Source organism: Streptomyces sp. NBC_00358 (assembly GCF_036099295.1).
Lineage (GTDB): Bacteria > Actinomycetota > Actinomycetes > Streptomycetales > Streptomycetaceae > Streptomyces.
Genome location: NZ_CP107976.1, coordinates 4,383,366 through 4,399,897 on the forward strand (window position 1 = coordinate 4,383,366; position 16,532 = coordinate 4,399,897).

Annotated in this window: 17 protein-coding genes; 8 read left to right on the forward strand and 9 right to left on the reverse strand. The window is 70.3% G+C overall.

Going from position 1 to position 16,532, the window contains the following annotated elements; genetic code table 11:
- The first annotated feature begins 37 nt into the window (after positions 1-37).
- On the forward strand, positions 38-403 hold the full coding sequence (locus tag OHT01_RS18460) for a YbjQ family protein (protein ID WP_328554237.1): 366 nt from the start codon (positions 38-40) through the stop codon (positions 401-403).
- Positions 404-482: 79 nt separating this feature from the next.
- On the opposite strand, the gene OHT01_RS18465 is transcribed toward OHT01_RS18460, so the two are convergent.
- Positions 483-1,250, reverse strand: coding sequence for a MerR family transcriptional regulator (locus OHT01_RS18465; protein ID WP_328554238.1), 768 nt, complete (start codon positions 1,248-1,250; stop codon positions 483-485).
- 151 nt (positions 1,251-1,401) lie between these two features.
- Between OHT01_RS18465 and OHT01_RS18470 the strand changes: the two genes are divergently transcribed.
- On the forward strand, positions 1,402-2,688 hold the full coding sequence (locus tag OHT01_RS18470) for an ion channel protein (RefSeq protein WP_328554239.1): 1,287 nt from the start codon (positions 1,402-1,404) through the stop codon (positions 2,686-2,688).
- A 70-nt stretch (positions 2,689-2,758) separates the two neighbouring features.
- Positions 2,759-4,165: a glutamate decarboxylase gene (locus OHT01_RS18475; RefSeq protein ID WP_328554240.1), complete on the forward strand. Its 1,407-nt coding sequence runs from the start codon at positions 2,759-2,761 to the stop codon at positions 4,163-4,165.
- 193 nt (positions 4,166-4,358) lie between these two features.
- Here the strand turns inward: OHT01_RS18475 and OHT01_RS18480 are convergent, their stop codons facing one another.
- From OHT01_RS18480 to OHT01_RS18490, 3 genes are all read right to left on the reverse strand, one after another.
- Positions 4,359-4,907, reverse strand: coding sequence for a DinB family protein (locus OHT01_RS18480; protein WP_328554241.1), 549 nt, complete (start codon positions 4,905-4,907; stop codon positions 4,359-4,361).
- A 171-nt stretch (positions 4,908-5,078) separates the two neighbouring features.
- Positions 5,079-6,539 (reverse strand): aldehyde dehydrogenase family protein, encoded by a 1,461-nt coding sequence (locus OHT01_RS18485; protein ID WP_328554242.1) that lies wholly within the window; start codon positions 6,537-6,539, stop codon positions 5,079-5,081.
- 145 nt (positions 6,540-6,684) lie between these two features.
- Positions 6,685-7,509, reverse strand: coding sequence for a helix-turn-helix domain-containing protein (locus tag OHT01_RS18490; RefSeq protein ID WP_328558165.1), 825 nt, complete (start codon positions 7,507-7,509; stop codon positions 6,685-6,687).
- A 338-nt stretch (positions 7,510-7,847) separates the two neighbouring features.
- Here OHT01_RS18490 and OHT01_RS18495 point away from each other — a divergent pair, with 338 nt between their 5' ends.
- The gene (locus OHT01_RS18495; protein ID WP_328554243.1) at positions 7,848-8,369 is read left to right on the forward strand and encodes an ATP-binding protein; all 522 of its coding nucleotides are present in this window, start codon (positions 7,848-7,850) and stop codon (positions 8,367-8,369) included.
- A gap of 140 nt (positions 8,370-8,509) precedes the next feature.
- On the opposite strand, the gene OHT01_RS18500 is transcribed toward OHT01_RS18495, so the two are convergent.
- The 4 genes from OHT01_RS18500 to OHT01_RS18515 all read right to left on the reverse strand — a co-directional run bounded on the left by OHT01_RS18500 (position 8,510) and on the right by OHT01_RS18515 (position 10,638).
- On the reverse strand, positions 8,510-8,794 hold the full coding sequence (locus OHT01_RS18500; protein WP_405916487.1) for a DUF397 domain-containing protein: 285 nt from the start codon (positions 8,792-8,794) through the stop codon (positions 8,510-8,512).
- Positions 8,795-8,999: 205 nt separating this feature from the next.
- On the reverse strand, positions 9,000-9,476 hold the full coding sequence (locus OHT01_RS18505; protein ID WP_328558167.1) for an SRPBCC family protein: 477 nt from the start codon (positions 9,474-9,476) through the stop codon (positions 9,000-9,002).
- A gap of 209 nt (positions 9,477-9,685) precedes the next feature.
- Entirely contained in the window at positions 9,686-9,964 is a 279-nt protein-coding gene (locus tag OHT01_RS18510) for an ArsR/SmtB family transcription factor (protein WP_405918471.1), read from the reverse strand.
- Between the two features lie 287 nt (positions 9,965-10,251).
- The gene (locus OHT01_RS18515) at positions 10,252-10,638 is read right to left on the reverse strand and encodes a VOC family protein (protein ID WP_328554244.1); all 387 of its coding nucleotides are present in this window, start codon (positions 10,636-10,638) and stop codon (positions 10,252-10,254) included.
- A gap of 292 nt (positions 10,639-10,930) precedes the next feature.
- On the opposite strand from OHT01_RS18515, the gene OHT01_RS18520 reads away from it, so the two are divergent.
- Positions 10,931-11,455, forward strand: a complete 525-nt coding sequence (locus OHT01_RS18520) for a hypothetical protein (protein ID WP_328554245.1) — start codon at positions 10,931-10,933, stop codon at positions 11,453-11,455.
- A 288-nt stretch (positions 11,456-11,743) separates the two neighbouring features.
- Positions 11,744-12,301 (forward strand): DUF4232 domain-containing protein, encoded by a 558-nt coding sequence (locus OHT01_RS18525; RefSeq protein WP_328554246.1) that lies wholly within the window; start codon positions 11,744-11,746, stop codon positions 12,299-12,301.
- A gap of 12 nt (positions 12,302-12,313) precedes the next feature.
- Here the strand turns inward: OHT01_RS18525 and OHT01_RS18530 are convergent, their stop codons facing one another.
- Positions 12,314-13,441, reverse strand: a complete 1,128-nt coding sequence (locus tag OHT01_RS18530) for a DUF2786 domain-containing protein (RefSeq protein WP_328554247.1) — start codon at positions 13,439-13,441, stop codon at positions 12,314-12,316.
- A 351-nt stretch (positions 13,442-13,792) separates the two neighbouring features.
- Between OHT01_RS18530 and OHT01_RS18535 the strand changes: the two genes are divergently transcribed.
- A complete protein-coding gene (locus OHT01_RS18535) occupies positions 13,793-14,530 on the forward strand; it encodes a Clp protease N-terminal domain-containing protein (RefSeq protein ID WP_328554248.1) in 738 nt (245 codons plus the stop codon).
- A gap of 164 nt (positions 14,531-14,694) precedes the next feature.
- On the forward strand, positions 14,695-16,386 hold the full coding sequence (locus OHT01_RS18540; RefSeq protein ID WP_328554249.1) for a bifunctional 3'-5' exonuclease/DNA polymerase: 1,692 nt from the start codon (positions 14,695-14,697) through the stop codon (positions 16,384-16,386).
- Positions 16,387-16,532 lie beyond the last annotated feature (146 nt).

Genomic DNA, 16,532 nt, shown 5'->3' on the forward strand with positions numbered 1-16,532 from the left:
GATGCACTGTGCGACGACTGGGACAAAGCTGTGGACCATGGGCATCGATGAATACGGCGGCGGCCAGGGTCCCCACGAGGACGTCCTGGTCGTCACGACGAACGACGTTCCCGGTCATCGCGTCGAGCAGGTCATCGGTGAGGTCTTCGGCCTCACGGTGCGCTCGCGCCATCTGGGCAGCCAGATCGGCGCGGGTCTGAAGTCGATGATCGGCGGTGAGCTCAAGGGGCTCACCAAGACGTTGGTGCAGACCCGCAACCAGGCCATGGAGCGGCTCGTCGACCAGGCACGCGCGCGGGGTGCCAACGGCGTCCTCATGTTCCGCTTCGACGTGTCCGAGGCGGCCGACGTCGGCACGGAGGTGTGCGCCTACGGCACGGCCGTGGTCCTGGCGAAGGAGTGACGGTGGCGAAGGGTGACGGTAAGGGGCGTCCGCCATGGCGGACGCCCCTTACCGTCACCGTTTCGGACGCCTCCGGAGGTCAGGATCTCGGGGTGTGCCGGGCGGCGTTCGCCGTGATCGCGTCCCTCAGGTGCTCGGCCAGCCCCGGCCGCATGGAGTCGTAGAACTCCTTGAAGCGCTCGTCGGCGACGTACATCTCGCCGAGTCCCCGGTGGATCTCGTACGTGCACACGTAGAACCACGTGGTGATGTGCTGCCGGTGCTCCTCGGCCATGTCCATGGCCCGCTCGCCGTCCGGCCGCTCCCCCGCCTCCATCAGGGCGTCGTACCGCTCGCCCCAGGAGGCCACCTCGGCCTGCATCCGCTTCCAGTCGTCCTTGGTGTAGCGGGCGGTGCGGCGCTGCGACTCGGCGTACGTCTCCGTGCCGCCCCAGCGGCGCTCGGCCTCCTCCGCGTGCGCCTCCGGGTCCTTGTCCCCGAAGACCTCGAACCTCTCCTCGGGCGTGAGGTCGATACCCATCGTGCGTGCCTCCATGGCGTGCTCCACGGCCGCGGCCATCTTCTGCAGCTTCTCGATCCGGGCGGTCAGCAGCTCGTGCTGGCGGCGCAGATGCGCGCGCGGGTCCGCTTCCGGGTCGTCGAGCAGGGCGGCGACCTCGTCGAGCGGGAAGCCGAGCTCCCGGTAGAACAGGATCTGCTGCAGCCGGTCGAGATCGGCGTCGTCGTAGCGCCGGTGACCCGCGTGGCTGCGTCCGCCCGGCGCGAGCAGACCGATCTCGTCGTAATGGTGCAGAGTACGCACCGTCACTCCGGCGAACCCGGCGACCTGGCCCACTGAGTAGCTCACTTCCGCTCCTTCCTCGGTACGCACTTCACGATGGGGCCTGACGTGACGTGAGGTGCAAGCCCGAAGTCCACGGGTCCGCGAAGGTGATCGGGATACGACCGGAGGCGACGCTCAGGATGTTATGTCCGTTTCGCACGCTTAGGGTGAGCCCGTGACCCACGAAGCGGCTCCCCCGGGACCGGCCCTCACCCGGGCGACACCCGCACGGACCTTGCTGCCGCTGTTCCTACCGTCCGTGGTCGTCGGCGCGGTCTCCGCCCTTCTCTACGTGGGCGTGAGCAAACTGGCGGACCAGCTCAAGGACGTGCTCTGGACGGACCTGCCGGATGCGCTCGGCATCGGCGGGTACTCCTCGTTCTGGATGATCGTCATGCTCACCACCACCGGCATCCTGGTCGGCCTGGTGGTGTGGAAGGCCCCTGGGCACGCGGGCCCCGACCCTGCCACCGTGGGGCTCCAGGCGGACCCGATGGCGCCCTACATCCTGCCCGGACTGCTGGTGGCGACCGCGCTGATGCTGGCGGGCGGCCCGAGCCTCGGCCCGGAGAACCCGATCATCGCCACCAATGTCGCGCTGGCGTTCTGGGCGGGCCGCCGGTTCGCGCCCGCGGCGCCCGGCGTGCTGTGGGTGACCCTGGCCGAGGCGGGGACGATCGGCGCCCTGTTCGGTACGCCGGTCGCGGCGGCGCTGGTCATCTCCGAGGCACTCGCCGGGCGGCAGGTGAAGGGCCTGCTGTGGGACAACCTCTTCGCGCCGCTGACCGCCGCCTCGGTGGGCTCGATCACCACGGCGCTCCTGGGGCACGCGAGCTTCGACCTGGGTCTGCCCCCGCTCGGCAGTCCCGGCTGGGCCGATGTGCTGTCCGCGCTGGTGATCGCCTCCGCGGCGGCGGTGCTCGGCATGGCCGGGGTCCATCTCTTCCCCCATGTGCACAAGGTGTTCTCGTTCCTGCGCCATCCCATGGTGGCCCTGCCCGTCGGCGGGCTCGTCCTCGGCCTGCTGGGCTGCCTGGGCGGGCCGCTCACGCTGTTCAAGGGCCTGGACCAGGTCGCCGAGATGGCCCGGAACCCGGACGCCTATTCGGCGGGGCGGTACGCGCTGATGGCCGTGGTGAAAGTCGCGGCGCTGGTCGTCGCGGCGTCCTGCGGGTTCCGGGGCGGCCGGATCTTCCCCGCCGTCTTCGCCGGTGCCGCGTTCGGTCTGTGCGCCCACGCGCTCGTTTCCTCGATCCCGGCGTCGTTGGGTCTGGCCGCGGGAGTGCTGGGCATGCTCCTCGCGATCACCCGGCAGGGCTGGGTGAGCCTGTTCACGGCCGCCGTCCTGGTGTCCTCACCGACGATCATCGCCCTGCTCTGCATCGCCTCCCTGCCGGCCTGGCTGCTGGTGACCGGACGGCCGCAGATGCAACTGCACGAAGACGGAAGCTCGATCCGGTGAACCGCCGGGATGTCCTCATCCGATGAACCCACAGGGATGCGCCGTCCCGCTGAACCGTTGGGAGAAACCCATGCCGCTCCACCAGGGCCAACAGACGCCCGATGAACGCCCCGGCTCCGTCAACCCGTTCTACGGAGAGGCCAATCCGGTCAGCGGCATGACCGAGGCACCGCCGAAGCACCGTCTCCCGGACGGCCCGCTGCCACCGACGACCGCGCTCCAGCTCGTGCACGACGAACTCATGCTGGACGGGAACTCCCGGCTGAACCTGGCCACCTTCGTCACCACCTGGATGGAACCTCAGGCCGGGGTCCTGATGGCGGAGTGCCGGGACAAGAACATGATCGACAAGGACGAGTACCCCCGCACGGCCGAGCTGGAGCGACGCTGCGTGTCGATGCTCGCCGACCTGTGGAACGCGCCGGACCCGTCGGCCGCGGTGGGCTGTTCGACGACCGGTTCGAGCGAGGCGTGCATGCTCGCCGGCCTGGCGCTGAAGCGGCGCTGGGCACAGCGCAACGCGGACCGCTACCCGGGGGCGCGGCCGAACCTGGTCATGGGCGTGAACGTCCAGGTGTGCTGGGAGAAGTTCTGCAACTTCTGGGAGGTCGAGGCCCGCCAGATCCCCATGGAGGGCGACCGGTTCCACCTCGATCCCGAGGCCGCGGCGGCGCTGTGCGACGAGAACACCATCGGGGTCGTCGGCATCCTCGGTTCCACCTTCGACGGGTCGTACGAGCCGATCGAGGAGCTGTGCGCGGCGCTGGACCGGCTCCAGGAGCGCACGGGCCTCGACATCCCGGTCCACGTCGACGGCGCGTCCGGGGCGATGGTCGCGCCCTTCATCGACGAGGACCTGGTCTGGGACTTCCGGCTGCCCAGGGTGTCGTCGATCAACACCTCGGGGCACAAGTACGGCCTGGTCTACCCGGGCGTCGGCTGGGCGCTGTGGCGTACGGCCGCCGAGCTGCCGGAGGAACTCGTCTTCCGGGTGAACTACCTGGGCGGCGACATGCCCACCTTCGCACTCAACTTCTCCCGCCCGGGAGCGCAGGTCGTCGCGCAGTACTACACGTTCCTGCGGCTGGGCCGGGAGGGCTACCGGGCCGTGCAGCAGACCACGCGGGACGTGGCCCGCGCGCTCGCCGAACGCGTCGACTGCCTGGGCGACTTCCGCCTCATCACCCGGGGCGACGAGCTGCCGGTGTTCGCCTTCACGACGGCGCCCGAGGTGACCGCGTACGACGTCTTCGACGTGTCCCGCAGAATGCGCGAGAGCGGCTGGCTGCTGCCCGCGTACACCTTCCCGGAGAACCGCGAGGACCTGTCCGTGCTGCGCGTGGTCTGCCGCAACGGATTCACCTCCGACCTCGCCGACCTCTTCATCGAGGACCTGACCCGGCTATTGCCCGAAATGCGCCGCCAGCCGCACCCGATGACCCACGACAAGGAGGCGGCGACGAGTTTCCACCACTAGGACCTGTGCTGTCCCGGACGGGGTGTCGCGCCGTACCGCTCGCCGGGCCCCGGGAGGAGCCGCGAGCGGCGGGTGCCCGACGGGACCGTGCCCCGCAGGAGGGACAGCCTCGTCTCGTACGAGGGACGGCCCTCGTCGAGCGCGAGGGGGCGGACACCGCCGGATGCCGGCCGCAGGCCCGGCGCGCGGAGGCTCAGCCCCAGGAAGTGCCCCGCTCCTCGGCCACCAGCTCGAAGGCGGTCCTGCCGTCCAGGGACTCGCGGATGATGTCGGCGTGCCCCGCGTGCCGGGCCGTCTCGCGGATCAGGTGGAGGGCCAGCCAGCGCATCGAGACGCGGCCCTCGGGCGGGAACCAGGGGTCGTCGGGGAGCCCGAAGGTGTCGTCGAGACTGGGCACCGCGCGCAGGAACGCCTCCGTCTCCGCGGCGACCTTCTCCCAGTAGGCGAGTTGCGAGGCGACCGTCTCGCCGTCGGCGAGGAGAAAGCACTCGTGCCAGTTCGACTCGTCCCGCTTCACCGCGGGCTGCTCGCCCTTGGCTCGGGCCACCCAGCCCTGCTCGACCTCGGCGACATGCTTCAGCAGCCCGGACAGGGAGAGCTCACTGGCGCTCGGCCTGCTCGCCGCCTGCTCCTCGGTCAGGCCGAGCAGTGAACGCCGGATGCCGCCGCGCTGCTCCTCGATGAAGGCGAGCAGTGCCCCGCGCTCGTCGCCCTGCTCTTCCGCTCGCACATGCGTGACCATGACCGGCCGCCTCTCATCGGGTCCTCCTGACTGACACCGATGACGCTACGGACCCTTGCGGTCAGGTTCTGTCCGCAAGGGTCCGGGCACGCTGAACGATCACGCGAAGGCGTGTCGGAAGGACGGCCCGAACAGCCCGGAAGGCCGTAGGACCGTCAGGGCCGCAGGGGTTCAGAAGGGGAAGCGGCTGCGCCCGTGCTGGACCGAGATCCACTTGGTCGTGGTGAAGGAGTCGACCGTCGTCTCGCCGTTCAGGCGGCCGACGCCGGAGTGCTTCTCACCACCGAAGGGGACCAGGGGTTCGTCGTGGACGGTGCCGTCGTTGACGTGGAACATGCCGGTGTCGATCTGCTTGGCGAAGTTCACGCCCCGCTCGATGTCGGCCGTGTGGACGGCGCCGGAGAGGCCGTACGGGGTGTCGTTGGCGATCCGGACCGCCTCCTCCTCCCCGTCGAACGGGACGAGGAAGACGACCGGGCCGAAGATCTCCTGCCGGAGCAGGTCCGAGTCGGCGGGGACCCCGGTCAGGACGGAGGGCTCGACCAGGTTGTCGGTGGTCGTGCCGTGCACCAGGGCGGTGGCGCCCTCCGCGATCGCCTGCTCGACGACACCGGAAAGCGCGTCCGCCTGGGAGGAGTTGATGACCGGGCCGATGACCGTCTGCGGGTCGCTCGGGTCGCCGGTCTTCAGCGTCCTGACCTTGGCGACGAACTTCTCGGTGAACTCGGCCTCGATCGACCGGTCCACGAGGACACGGTTGGCGGCCATGCACACCTGGCCCTGGTGGACGTAGCGGCTGAAGACCGCCGCGTCGACCGCGTAGTCGATGTCCGCGTCCTCCAGGACCACCAGCGCGCTGTTGCCGCCCAGTTCGAGCACCGAGCGCTTGAAGTTCGCGGCGCAGACCGTGGCGACGTGCCGGCCGACCTTGTCGGAGCCGGTGAAGGAGATGACCTTCGGGACCGGGTGCTCGATGAAGGCGTCGCCGATCTCGGCGATGTCGGTGATGACGACGTTGAGCAGGCCGCCGGGCAGGCCCGCGTCCTCGAAGATCTTCGCGACCAGGGAGCCGCCGACGATCGGGGTGTTCTGGTGCGGCTTCAGGACCACGCCGTTGCCGAGCGCGAGGGCCGGCGCGACGGACTTGATCGACAGCAGGAAGGGGAAGTTGAAGGGGCTGATGACACCGACGACGCCCACCGGAACGCGGTAGAGGCGGTTCTCCTTGCCGTCGACCGGCGAAGGGATGATCTTTCCCTCGGGGCGCAGTGCCAGCTGGACCGACTCGCGCAGGAACTCCCGGACGAGGTGCAGCTCGAAGGCCGCCTTGAGGCGGGTCCCGCCGAGCTCGGCGATGATCACCTCGACGATCTCCGCCTCGCGCTCGTCGATGACGGCGAGCGCCTTCTCGAAGACCGCGCGGCGCGCGTACGCGTTCGTGGCGCCCCACTGCTTCTGGGCGCGCTCGGCGGCGCGGTAGGCCTCATCGACCTCGTCGACCGTGGCTATCGTGATCGACGCCAGCTTCTCGCCGTCGTACGGGTTGAAGTCGATGATGTCCCAGGAACCCGTTCCCGGGCGCCACTCGCCGTCGATGTACTGCTGGGCCAGGTCGGTGAAGTAGGACGACATGTGCTCCCTCAATCCCTGTGCTGCCGAGGCAGTCCTTGGCCCGGGTCAGCAGACATCCGATCACGGTCTGATCACACGTCATCGTACTTGTGTTTCAAGGGAGTTGAAGAAGACCAGGGAAGTCCGGAGAAGTCTGTGAGCCCTCTCAGGAGAGCTGGAGCAGCCCGCGCAGCAGGTCGCGGCTCTCGGACGGTCCCGGGCTGTCCTGCTGGAGCTGCTTGAGCGCGCTCTCGTACTGGGTGACGTCCTCGCGCTTGTCCAGGTAGAGCGCGCTGGTGAGCTGCTCCAGATAGACGACGTCCGACAGGTCGGACTCCGGGAAGCTCAGGATGGTGAAGGAGCCGCTCTCACCGGAGTGCCCGCCAAAACTGAACGGCATGACCTGAAGCCGTACGTTGGGGAGTTCCGAGACCTCGATCAGATGCTGGAGCTGTCCACGCATCACCTCGCGGTCGCCGTAGGGCCGGCGCAGCGCGGCCTCGTCCAGGACGATGTGGAACTCGGGGGCGTTCTCGGAGACGAGGTACTTCTGCCGCTCCAGGCGCAGCGCCACGCGCCGGTCGACGTCCGCGGCGGAGGCGCCCTTCATCCCGCGCCGGACGACCGCCTGGGCGTAGGCCTCGGTCTGCAACAGGCCGTGCACGAACTGCACTTCGTACACCCGGATCAGGTGGGCCGCGCCTTCGAGGCCGACATAGGTGGGGAACCAGCTCGGCAGGACGTCGGAGTAACTGTGCCACCAGCCCGCGACGTTGGCCTCCTTGGCGAGTGAGACAAGGGAGGTGCGCTCGGCCTCGTCACTGATGCCGTAGAGCGTCAGCAGGTCCTCGACGTCGCGCGTCTTGAAGCTCACCCTTCCCAACTCCATGCGGCTGATCTTCGATTCGGAGGCGCGGATCGAGTAGCCGGCCGCTTCACGGGTGATGCCGCGCGCCTCACGCAGGCGCCGCAGATGTGACCCCAGCAGCATGCGCCGCACCACCGAGCCGCTCGACTCACCAGCGCTCACGTTCGTCAGCCTCCCCAACCGTCTTCCAGACGCCGAAGTCTGCCACTAAAACACTTCAAGCAGTACTCGTTCAGTTACGGAAACGGAAAGTAGCCAAAGGAGCCGCACAGGAAAAGATCAGTGGAACGTCAACAACTGAGAATAAGGTGAAGGAAGAAATGAGCCAGAAGTAGGAGAGGAAGGTCCAATTCGGGCGCGTGCACGTGCATCTGCCCTTGCATCTGCTGTACGCATTCGGAACCATGGTCCCCGCGCCACCGCTGCATCGCAACGACCGCGAACACCCGGGAGTGCCTCGCATGGGGACGAATGGATCGACCATGCTCGAACCCTTACGGCAGGGACTTCCGCCTCTCGATCCCGCGGCCGTGTCCAGCGCCGCTTCGTGCGCCTTGCCCGCCCGCTACGAAGCGGTGCGCGAGGCACGGCAGTTCACGCGCGGAACGCTGGACCAGTGGGAGATAGGCGACCGTTTCGACGACGTCTGCCTGGTGGTCTCCGAACTCGTCACCAACGCCCTGCGGCACGCGCTGCCCTCGGACACGCCCCGCAAGGACGACCAGGGGCCGCCCGTACGGCTGCACTTGATGCGGTGGACCTCACGTCTGGTGTGCGCGGTACGCGACCCCAGCCATGACAGTCCCGTGGCCGGCGACTCGGAGGACTTCGCGGCGGAGTCGGGGCGCGGGCTCTTCCTGGTCGACTCGTTCGCCGACAGCTGGGGCTGGCACCCGCTCGCCGGAACGCTCAGCGGCAAGGTGGTGTGGGCGCTGTTCCGGCTCGGCCCACAGCCCGGGACGGCCGCGCTCCCCGCCGAATGACGAACCGCGGCGCTTTTTGGCGCCGCGGTTCTACGCGCGTTACCGAGCGCCGATCGACGATCACGCTCGGTTTGCACCGTCCGCGCCAGGACCGACTCTCCCGTGACCGGCCCGTTCCGGACGCCTCGTGAACGCGGCTGTCAGCCCGCGATCAGATGGTCGAACTCGCCGTCCTTGATGCCCAGGAGCATGGCTTCGATCTCGGCGCGTGTGTAGACGAGCGCGGGACCCTCCGGGAACCGCGAGTTCCGCACGGCCACGTCGCCGCCGGGCAGTCGCGCGAACTCCACACAGGAACCTTGCGAGTTGCTGTGTCTGCTCTTCTGCCAGGCGACGCCGTCCAGCTCGGTCGCAGCCATGCCGTTGTGCACGTATTCAGCCATGCCTTTGTACACGTCATCCACGTCGAACACGTCGTGGTCCACAGGTCGCTCCCCGGTCGTGCAGTGGCTGAGGTGGCCATAGATGCAGTAGTCAACTGACTCGGATCATAGCTCTGTTCATGTGCAGATGCATGGGCAGATGCACGTGCACGCGGGGTGGTCCTGCGGTTACAGCTTTTACCGGTCCTTGACTACCGGCTGTCGCTCGCCCGACTACGGCCTGCAGCTCACCGGAGTGCGGAACGAACTACATCCGGTCCAGCGCATTCCCCAGAGATCGCAGCACATGCGATCTCCAGCCCCCGTCCATGATCTTCCGCGCCATCATCTGTGCGGGATCGTCCGGATCGAATCCCTCGTGTACTAGGAACAGACGCGTACCGCGCCCTTCCTGTTCCAGTGTCCAGGTAATGGTCCAGTCCGCAGGACGGGACGCGTGCGCGTCCGCCCACCGGACGCTCAGCATCCGCTCCCGCTCGTAGGCGAGAACGCGCACGTCGACCGTGCCGGAGAAGTTCGAGTTGGGGCGCGGGACCGCCGTCAGCGTGTACCGGTGGCCGACTTCGAGCCGGAAGTCCTCGGATCCCGGCATCTGCCACTGGGCGAGCAGTTCGGGCTCGGTGAGCGCGCGCCAGACCTTGGCGGGCGGATGCGGCAGGAACTGGTCGACGTGGATGGTCGTGAGGTCGTCCCCGGGAACTGGGCTCGCGCCTCGCGGGTCCAGGTTTGCCTGCGGGTCCGGGTTCACGGCCTGCGGATCAGGGTTCACGGCATGCGGGCCCGGGCTCGCGGCCTGCGGGTCCGGGCTCACCGTCTGCGGATCAGGGTTCACGGCCTGCGGGTCCGGGCTCACCGCCCGCGGGTCCGGATGAGCACTGTGCGGATCGGGGGCGGGGCCTCGCGGGTCGGCGTCGGCGCCCTGCGCGTCGGGGTTCATGTCTCCGCATCGTCGGGCATGCGGTCCAGGAGATCGCCGAGCCCCTTCAGCCTGTCGCGCCAGAAGCGCTCGTACGGATGGAGCCAGTCCTGCACGTCGGCGAGCGGGGCGGCCTCCAGCCGGTAGATGCGCTGCCGTCCCGCGCGCTCCTCGGACACGAGACCGGCCTCCCGGAGCACCTTGAGGTGTTCCGAGAGGCTGGGTCGCCGCATGGCGAAGTGGTCGGCGAGGGCCTGGACGGGCTGGGGACCCCGCTCACGCAGCAGCCGGAGCACCTCGCGGCGGGTGGCGTTGGCGAGCGCGGCGAAGAGCCGGTCCTCGCGGACGGCGACGGGAGCGTCCGCGGGAACCCTGCCGGGGGCCGCGCCTTCGGGGCCGGCCGCGGCCTCCGCGCCGGCTCCCGATTCCGGTCCGGTCCCGGCCCCGGCCTCCGGGCCGACCGCGGCCACGGTCCCGGTTCCGGTCTCCGGCCCGGTCGCGGGTGCCGCCTCCGGACGGATTCCGGCCGCGGCCCGGATTCCGGACCCGGTTCTCGTCATGGCGCGCTCAGCACCCTTCACTCCTACTCCTGGGCCGGCTCCGGGCCCTTCTCCGTGATCAGCATCAGACCGTTGCCGTCCGGGTCACGGAACGAGGCCATGCGGCCCCAGGGGAGATCGTCGGGACCCTCCACCGTGACACCCGCGGCGGTGAGCCGCGCACAGTCGGCGTCGACATCGGTCGTGACCAACATGATCCCCCGGGTCTCGCCCGGCGTGAAACTCCCCATGCCCGGACCCGAGAGCGTGAAGACAGTCTGCGCCCCCTCCGGCGCCACCTGGAGCCACCGGCCGGGCGGCATGTCCAGGTCCGCGGTGACCTCGAAGCCGAGCACGTCCGTGTAGAAGCGCAGGGCACGGTCCTGGTCGGCGACGGGAAGCGTGACGAACGAGGCGTGGGTTATGTTCATGAGCGCAGCATAGGTAGGAGATTACCTACGCGTCAATCGTAGGAAATTCCCTACCCATGGCGCCCTCCCGGGGTGCGCCCTCCATCGAGCTCCCTGTCCGATGGTTCGACACGGTCGGGCCCGCGTCCCCGCCGGTACGGACGGACATCGGGCCCTGCGCATCCCTGACTCCCCCAGGGGAAGGCGCGTGAGCAACCGCACGCCGGATTTCCGAAGGGGGTCCCCAGGTACTCCTGGTAACTTGCTGCGGTTGTCCGTGCGACCCGCATCCATCCCACCCTTGGGGGCTTCAGTGACTACGGCGACCTTCCCGTCCCGCCAGGCGCGCATCGCGGCCGCGACCGCGGGGCTGACGGCGGCGCTCGTGCTGACCGGCTGCAGCGGCGGCGGCTCCGGGGACGCGGGCCCGAGCACCTCCGCCACGGACGGCACCGCTACGAGTGGCACCGCGACCGGTGACACGAGCACCGGCGGCGGCTCCGGAAGCTCGTCCTCGGCGGGCGGCAAGCTCCAGGGCAGCTGGCTCACCACCGCGGGCGGCAAGGCCGTCGTCCTGATGATCAACGGCAAGCAGGCGGGCCTCTTCGCGACCGGCGGCACCGTGTGCAGCGGCACGGAGTCCAACGAGGCGAGCATGCAGATGATCCGCCTCTCCTGCACCGACGGCAACAAGCGGCGCGCCGTCGGCATGGTCGACTCCGTCAGCGCTACGACCCTGAAGATCACCTGGTCGGGCAGTCTCGGCAAGGAGACGTACACCAAGAGCCAGGGCGGAAAGCTGCCCACGGATCTGCCCACGGCGGGCCTCGGCTCCTGATCCGGCGAGGCGCACGCGCACGCACGCTCCGGCACGCGAAGCAGTCGCCGCCATCCGTTCCCGTCAGCCGTCTCCTTCAGTCGATCCATCCGGCCGTTCCATCCAGCCGTCCCCTCCAGCCGATCCATTCAGTCCGTTTCAGCGGTCCGTTCCGTCAGCGCAGGGCACGTCCGCGGACAATTGCGGGCGATACCGGTCCCGGGCGGGTGAACGGCCAGGGGTGCGCAACCTCGGTGGACCCGCGTGCGTGATGATCCATGCACATCGTCACGACTCCCAGGGGAACCCATGCGCGCTCTGCCCATCGCCGTCACCGTCCTCGCGGCGGCCCTCGCTCTGACCTCCTGCGACGGCGGCGGCTCCGGCGACTCCAGCGGCTCCGGGAAATCCGGTGACACGGCCGGCTCCGCGAAGAAGGCCGCCGCCGCGGTCTGCCGGATCGGCGACGAGGGCATCCAGGTCGGTCCCGCGAACGCCGCCACGGCCGCCGGGGACACGGGCAACGTCCCGGTCACCCTCACCAACAAGGGCGCCCAGTGCACCCTGAAGGGCTTCCCCGTGCTTTCCGTGCAGGCGGCCGGCGCCTCGGCGGACATCGTCGCGGACAAGTCCGCGCAGCCGGAGCAGCTGACCCTCGCCAAGGGTGACACCGCGTCCTTCACGATCACCTACGTACGAGGAGCGGCGGGCGACGCGAAGACCCTCGCGGCGAAGACCCTCAAGATCGGCCTGCCCGGCGCCGCCGCCGCGCAGAGCTTCCCGTGGTCGTACGGCCCGCTCGCGGGCAAGGGATCGGCGGGCGAGCCCAACGCCTCCATGACGCCGTTCCAGCACGCGGGCGACTGACGACCGGGCTCCCTACGGAAGCGGTCGTCGGCCCCGGACCTGGGCCCGGTCCGCCGCCGCGGCGCCCTCGTGCCATCCGGCCTCGTCCGTGACCCCGCGCATCCGGGTCGTCACGGTCTGCGGGAACATCCGGTCCAGATGGTCCGCGACCGCCACGTCACGGGCCGCCAGCACCGGCAGCAACTCCCCCTCCGTGGCGCTCACCTGGCCCTCGGCGACCGACGCGAGCCGGTCGCCGATCCGGTGCGCGTACGCGGCGAGGAACGACTGCCGGAAGGTCTTCGTACGCTTGCGGCCACCCGCCCGCTGCGCCGCCTCCGCCTTCGTCATCGCCGCCGTGGCCTGCACGAGGAGCGAGGTGTAGAGGAGCTCGACCGCCTCCAGATCGGGTTCGAAGCCGACCACGGTCGAGAAGCAGAGGGCGTCGTTCCACACGGCCCGGCAGCGGTTCGCCCCCGCCACCGCGTCCAGGAGCACCGCCTTGGCGGCCTCGTACGGCGGCTCGACACCGATGCGGCAGGCGCCGGGCGCGTCCTTGGCATGGGTCCGGGCCGCGAGCAGCGCCTCGTCGATGCTGTGCCGTGCCATCAGTTCCTGGGCCTTGGCGCTGAGCGCCTCCGCCTCCTCCGGGAACCCGGTCGCCTCCGCCTTGGCGAGCAGGGCGCGGATACGGGTGAGCATGCGCGTCTCCTGCGGGGCGCCCGCGGCGGCCGGGGCCCTGGGCGTGTCCAGCGGCTCGATGGAAGGCAGCCGCAGGAGCAGGCGATAGAGCTCCAGGGTGGCGGAGGCACGGGAGAAGCGGTCGGTACGGACGTCGCGAGGCTCGGCCTCCAACTCGTCGAGCTGAGCCGCCCAGCGCGCCCCCCGGGACGCGCGGCCACCGTCCCCCTCCTCGACGATCAAGGACGTCACCAGGCGTACGTGCACGTCGTCCAGGTCGCGCCGCACGATCCGTACGACATCGGCGGGCTGCCAGCCGCGCCGCCAGGCCGCCGCGACGAACTCCTCACCGCGTCGGGCGAGTTCGGCGTCGGAGGCCGGGTCGGCGGCGAGCAGGGAGGCTCCGGTGTCGAGGGCCGCGTCGGAGTCGGCGTAGAGGGCGGCCCCGAAGGCGCGCTCCACGGTGCTGGACGTACTCATCCCCCGATCGTTTCACGGGCCGGGCGTGTGCCCGAAGTACGGTCCGGCGCCGAAGCCGTCGGCTCGTCCACACCCTGTGGACAGCGCACCCGTTCGCGTCGCACGCCGCACCCGGTCCGGCGAGCGCCTTCCCCGGACCACTCCCCGAACCCCGCCCGCACCGGCCACACCGACCGCACTCACGGCACTCACCGCACCGACCGCACCTGACCGCACCGACCGATTCCCCCGCGCCTCCGCGCGGCCTCCGCCCTGCCCTCGTCCCGCCCTCGCCCTGCTGCTCGTCCCGCCCGCCGCGACAGATGTCAACTTCGGGTTGACAGTTATGCACTGTCAACCTAAGGTTGACACATGACGACGAATCCATCCGGCAAGGCATCCGTGCGTCTCGACGACCTCATCGAGGCCATCAAGAAGGTGCACAGCGACGCGCTCGACCAACTGCAGGACGCGGTGATCGCAGCCGATCACCTGGGCGACGTGGCCGACCATCTGATCGGGCACTTCGTGGACCAGGCACGACGTTCGGGAGCGTCCTGGACGGACATCGGCAGGAGCATGGGCGTCACGCGGCAGGCCGCGCAGAAGCGGTTCGTACCCAAGGCGGAGGTGGACCTCGACCCCAGCCAGGGGTTCGGCCGCTACACGCCCCGTGCCCGGAACGCGGTCATGGCCGCGCACAACGAGGCGAAGGCCGCGGGCAACACGGAGGGACTCCCCGAGCACCTCGTCCTCGGCCTCCTCTCCGAGCCCGAGGGCCTCGCGGCGAAGGCGGTCACCGCGCAGGGCGTGACCCTGGACGCCGTCCGCGAGGCCGCGACCGCGGCGCTCCCGCCGGCGGCCGACGAGGTCCCCGAACTCATCCCGTACGGCCCCGGCGCCAAGAAGGTCCTGGAACTCACCTTCCGCGAGGCCCTCCGTCTCGGCCACAACTACGTCGGCACCGAACACATCCTCCTGGCCCTCCTGGAGCACGAGAACGGCGACGGCGTCCTCAGTGGCATCGGCATCGACAAGACAGCGGCGGAGGCCTACCTCGCGCGCGTGCTGGAGATCATCGCGACGGGGGCACAGCAGAGGGAGCAGTAGAGGGAGCCGTGGAAGGAGCGGTGGAAGGAGCGACGGGGGAATCCACCGATCCGCCATCCACCGACGGATCAGCGGGGCCGAAGGGAGACGGAACCCGCACCGCGGCCAAGCCCCGCAGGTCGCGTCCGCGGCCGTTGTCAGACCCCCCTGCGAGACTCGGAGGCATGACCGAGCGCTGGGCTCTCGCGCCGGCCGAGGACGGTGGCGCGGAGATCGCCGCCCTCGGCCCGGACGGGCTGCCCACAGGGCCGGTCCGCCGGGAGGCGGACCTCGCGGAGGCCGTGCGCACCCGGCCGGACGTGATCCGGTGGGTATGGCGGTCGACGGCCGATGTCTACCCGCGCCTGCTCGCCACGGGGGTGCGAGTAGAGCGGTGCTACGACATGGAGGCCGCCGAGACCCTGCTGCTCGGACACGAGGGGCGGCTCGGCGAGCCCCGGTCGGCGGCCGCCGCGCTCGCGAGACTGCGCGGCGGCCCCGTACCACCGGACCCGCCGCAGCGTTCCGCCGAGCCCGGTTCGCAGTCCTCCCTCTTCGAACCGCGCCCGGTGCACCTGCCACTGGCGGATCTCCTCACGGTCTACGCCGACCAGCAGCGCCGCCATGAGGCCACCGCGCACCCGGGCCGGATGCGGTTGCTGACGGCCGCCGAGTCGGCGGGGATGCTGGTCGCCGCGGAGATGAACCAGTCGGGGCTGCCGTGGAGCGCGGACGTCCACCGGGACCTGCTGCACGAACTGCTCGGCGAGCGCTACACCGGAGGCGGTGAGCCCCGGCGGCTCGCCGAGCTCACCGAGGAGGTCTCCGCCGCCTTCGGGCGACGGGTCAGACCCGATCTCCCGGCCGACGTCGTCAAGGCGTTCGCGCAGGCCGGGATCAAGGTCAAGTCCACCCGGCGGTGGGAGATCGAGTCGATCGACCATCCGGCCGTGAAGCCGCTGCTTGAGTACAAGAGGCTGTACCGGATCTGGGTCGCCCACGGCTGGTCCTGGCTCCAGGACTGGGTGCGCGACGGACGGTTCCGCCCCGAGTACCTGCCGGGCGGGACGGTCACCGGGCGCTGGGTGACGAACGGCGGTGGTGCCCTCCAGATCCCCAAGGTGATCCGGCGTGCCGTCGTCGCCGACCCCGGCTGGCGACTGGTCGTCGCCGACGCCGACCAGATGGAGCCCCGCGTCCTCGCGGCCATCTCGCGCGACCCCGGCCTGATGGAGGTCGCGGGCCGCGAGAGCGATCTCTACCAGTCGGTGTCGGACAGGGCCTTCTCCGGCGACCGCGCGCAGGCGAAACTCGCCGTGCTCGGCGCCGTCTACGGCCAGACGTCCGGCGACGGGCTGAAGAACCTCGCCCTGCTCCGCCGCCGTTTCCCCAAGGCCGTGGCCTACGTCGACGACGCGGCCCGCGCCGGCGAAGAGGGCCGCCTGGTACGGACCTGGCTGGGGCGGACCTGTCCTCCGGCGGCCGGGACGGGCGACGACAGCGGGGAGGAGGCGGGCATCCCGCAGGACGAGCCCGCCGACACCACCGTCGACCAGGGCTGGGTACCGGGCTACGCCTCCTCCAACTCCCGGGCCCGCGGACGGTTCGCGCGCAACTTCGTCGTGCAGGGCAGTGCCGCCGACTGGGCCCTGCTGGTGCTGGCGGACCTTCGCCGCACCTGCTCCGGGCTCGCCGCCGAATTGGTCTTCTTCCAGCACGACGAGGTGATCGTGCACTGCCCCGCCGAGGAGGCCGACACGGTGGTGGCCGCCATCCGCGACGCCGCCGAACTCGCGGGCCGCCTCACGTTCGGGGAGACGCCGGTGCGGTTCCCGTTCACGACGGCGGTCGTGCGGTGCTACGCCGACGCGAAGTAGCATGTCGGCTCGCAGCTCCCTTGCCACGCGGGCGCGTCGGCGCGGAAGTCGGCGTCAGCGGTGACGACGACGGCGGTAGCGGTGACGACGACGGTAGCGGTGATGGCGGCTTCAGCGGCGGCAACGGTGACGGCGGCGCCTCAGCG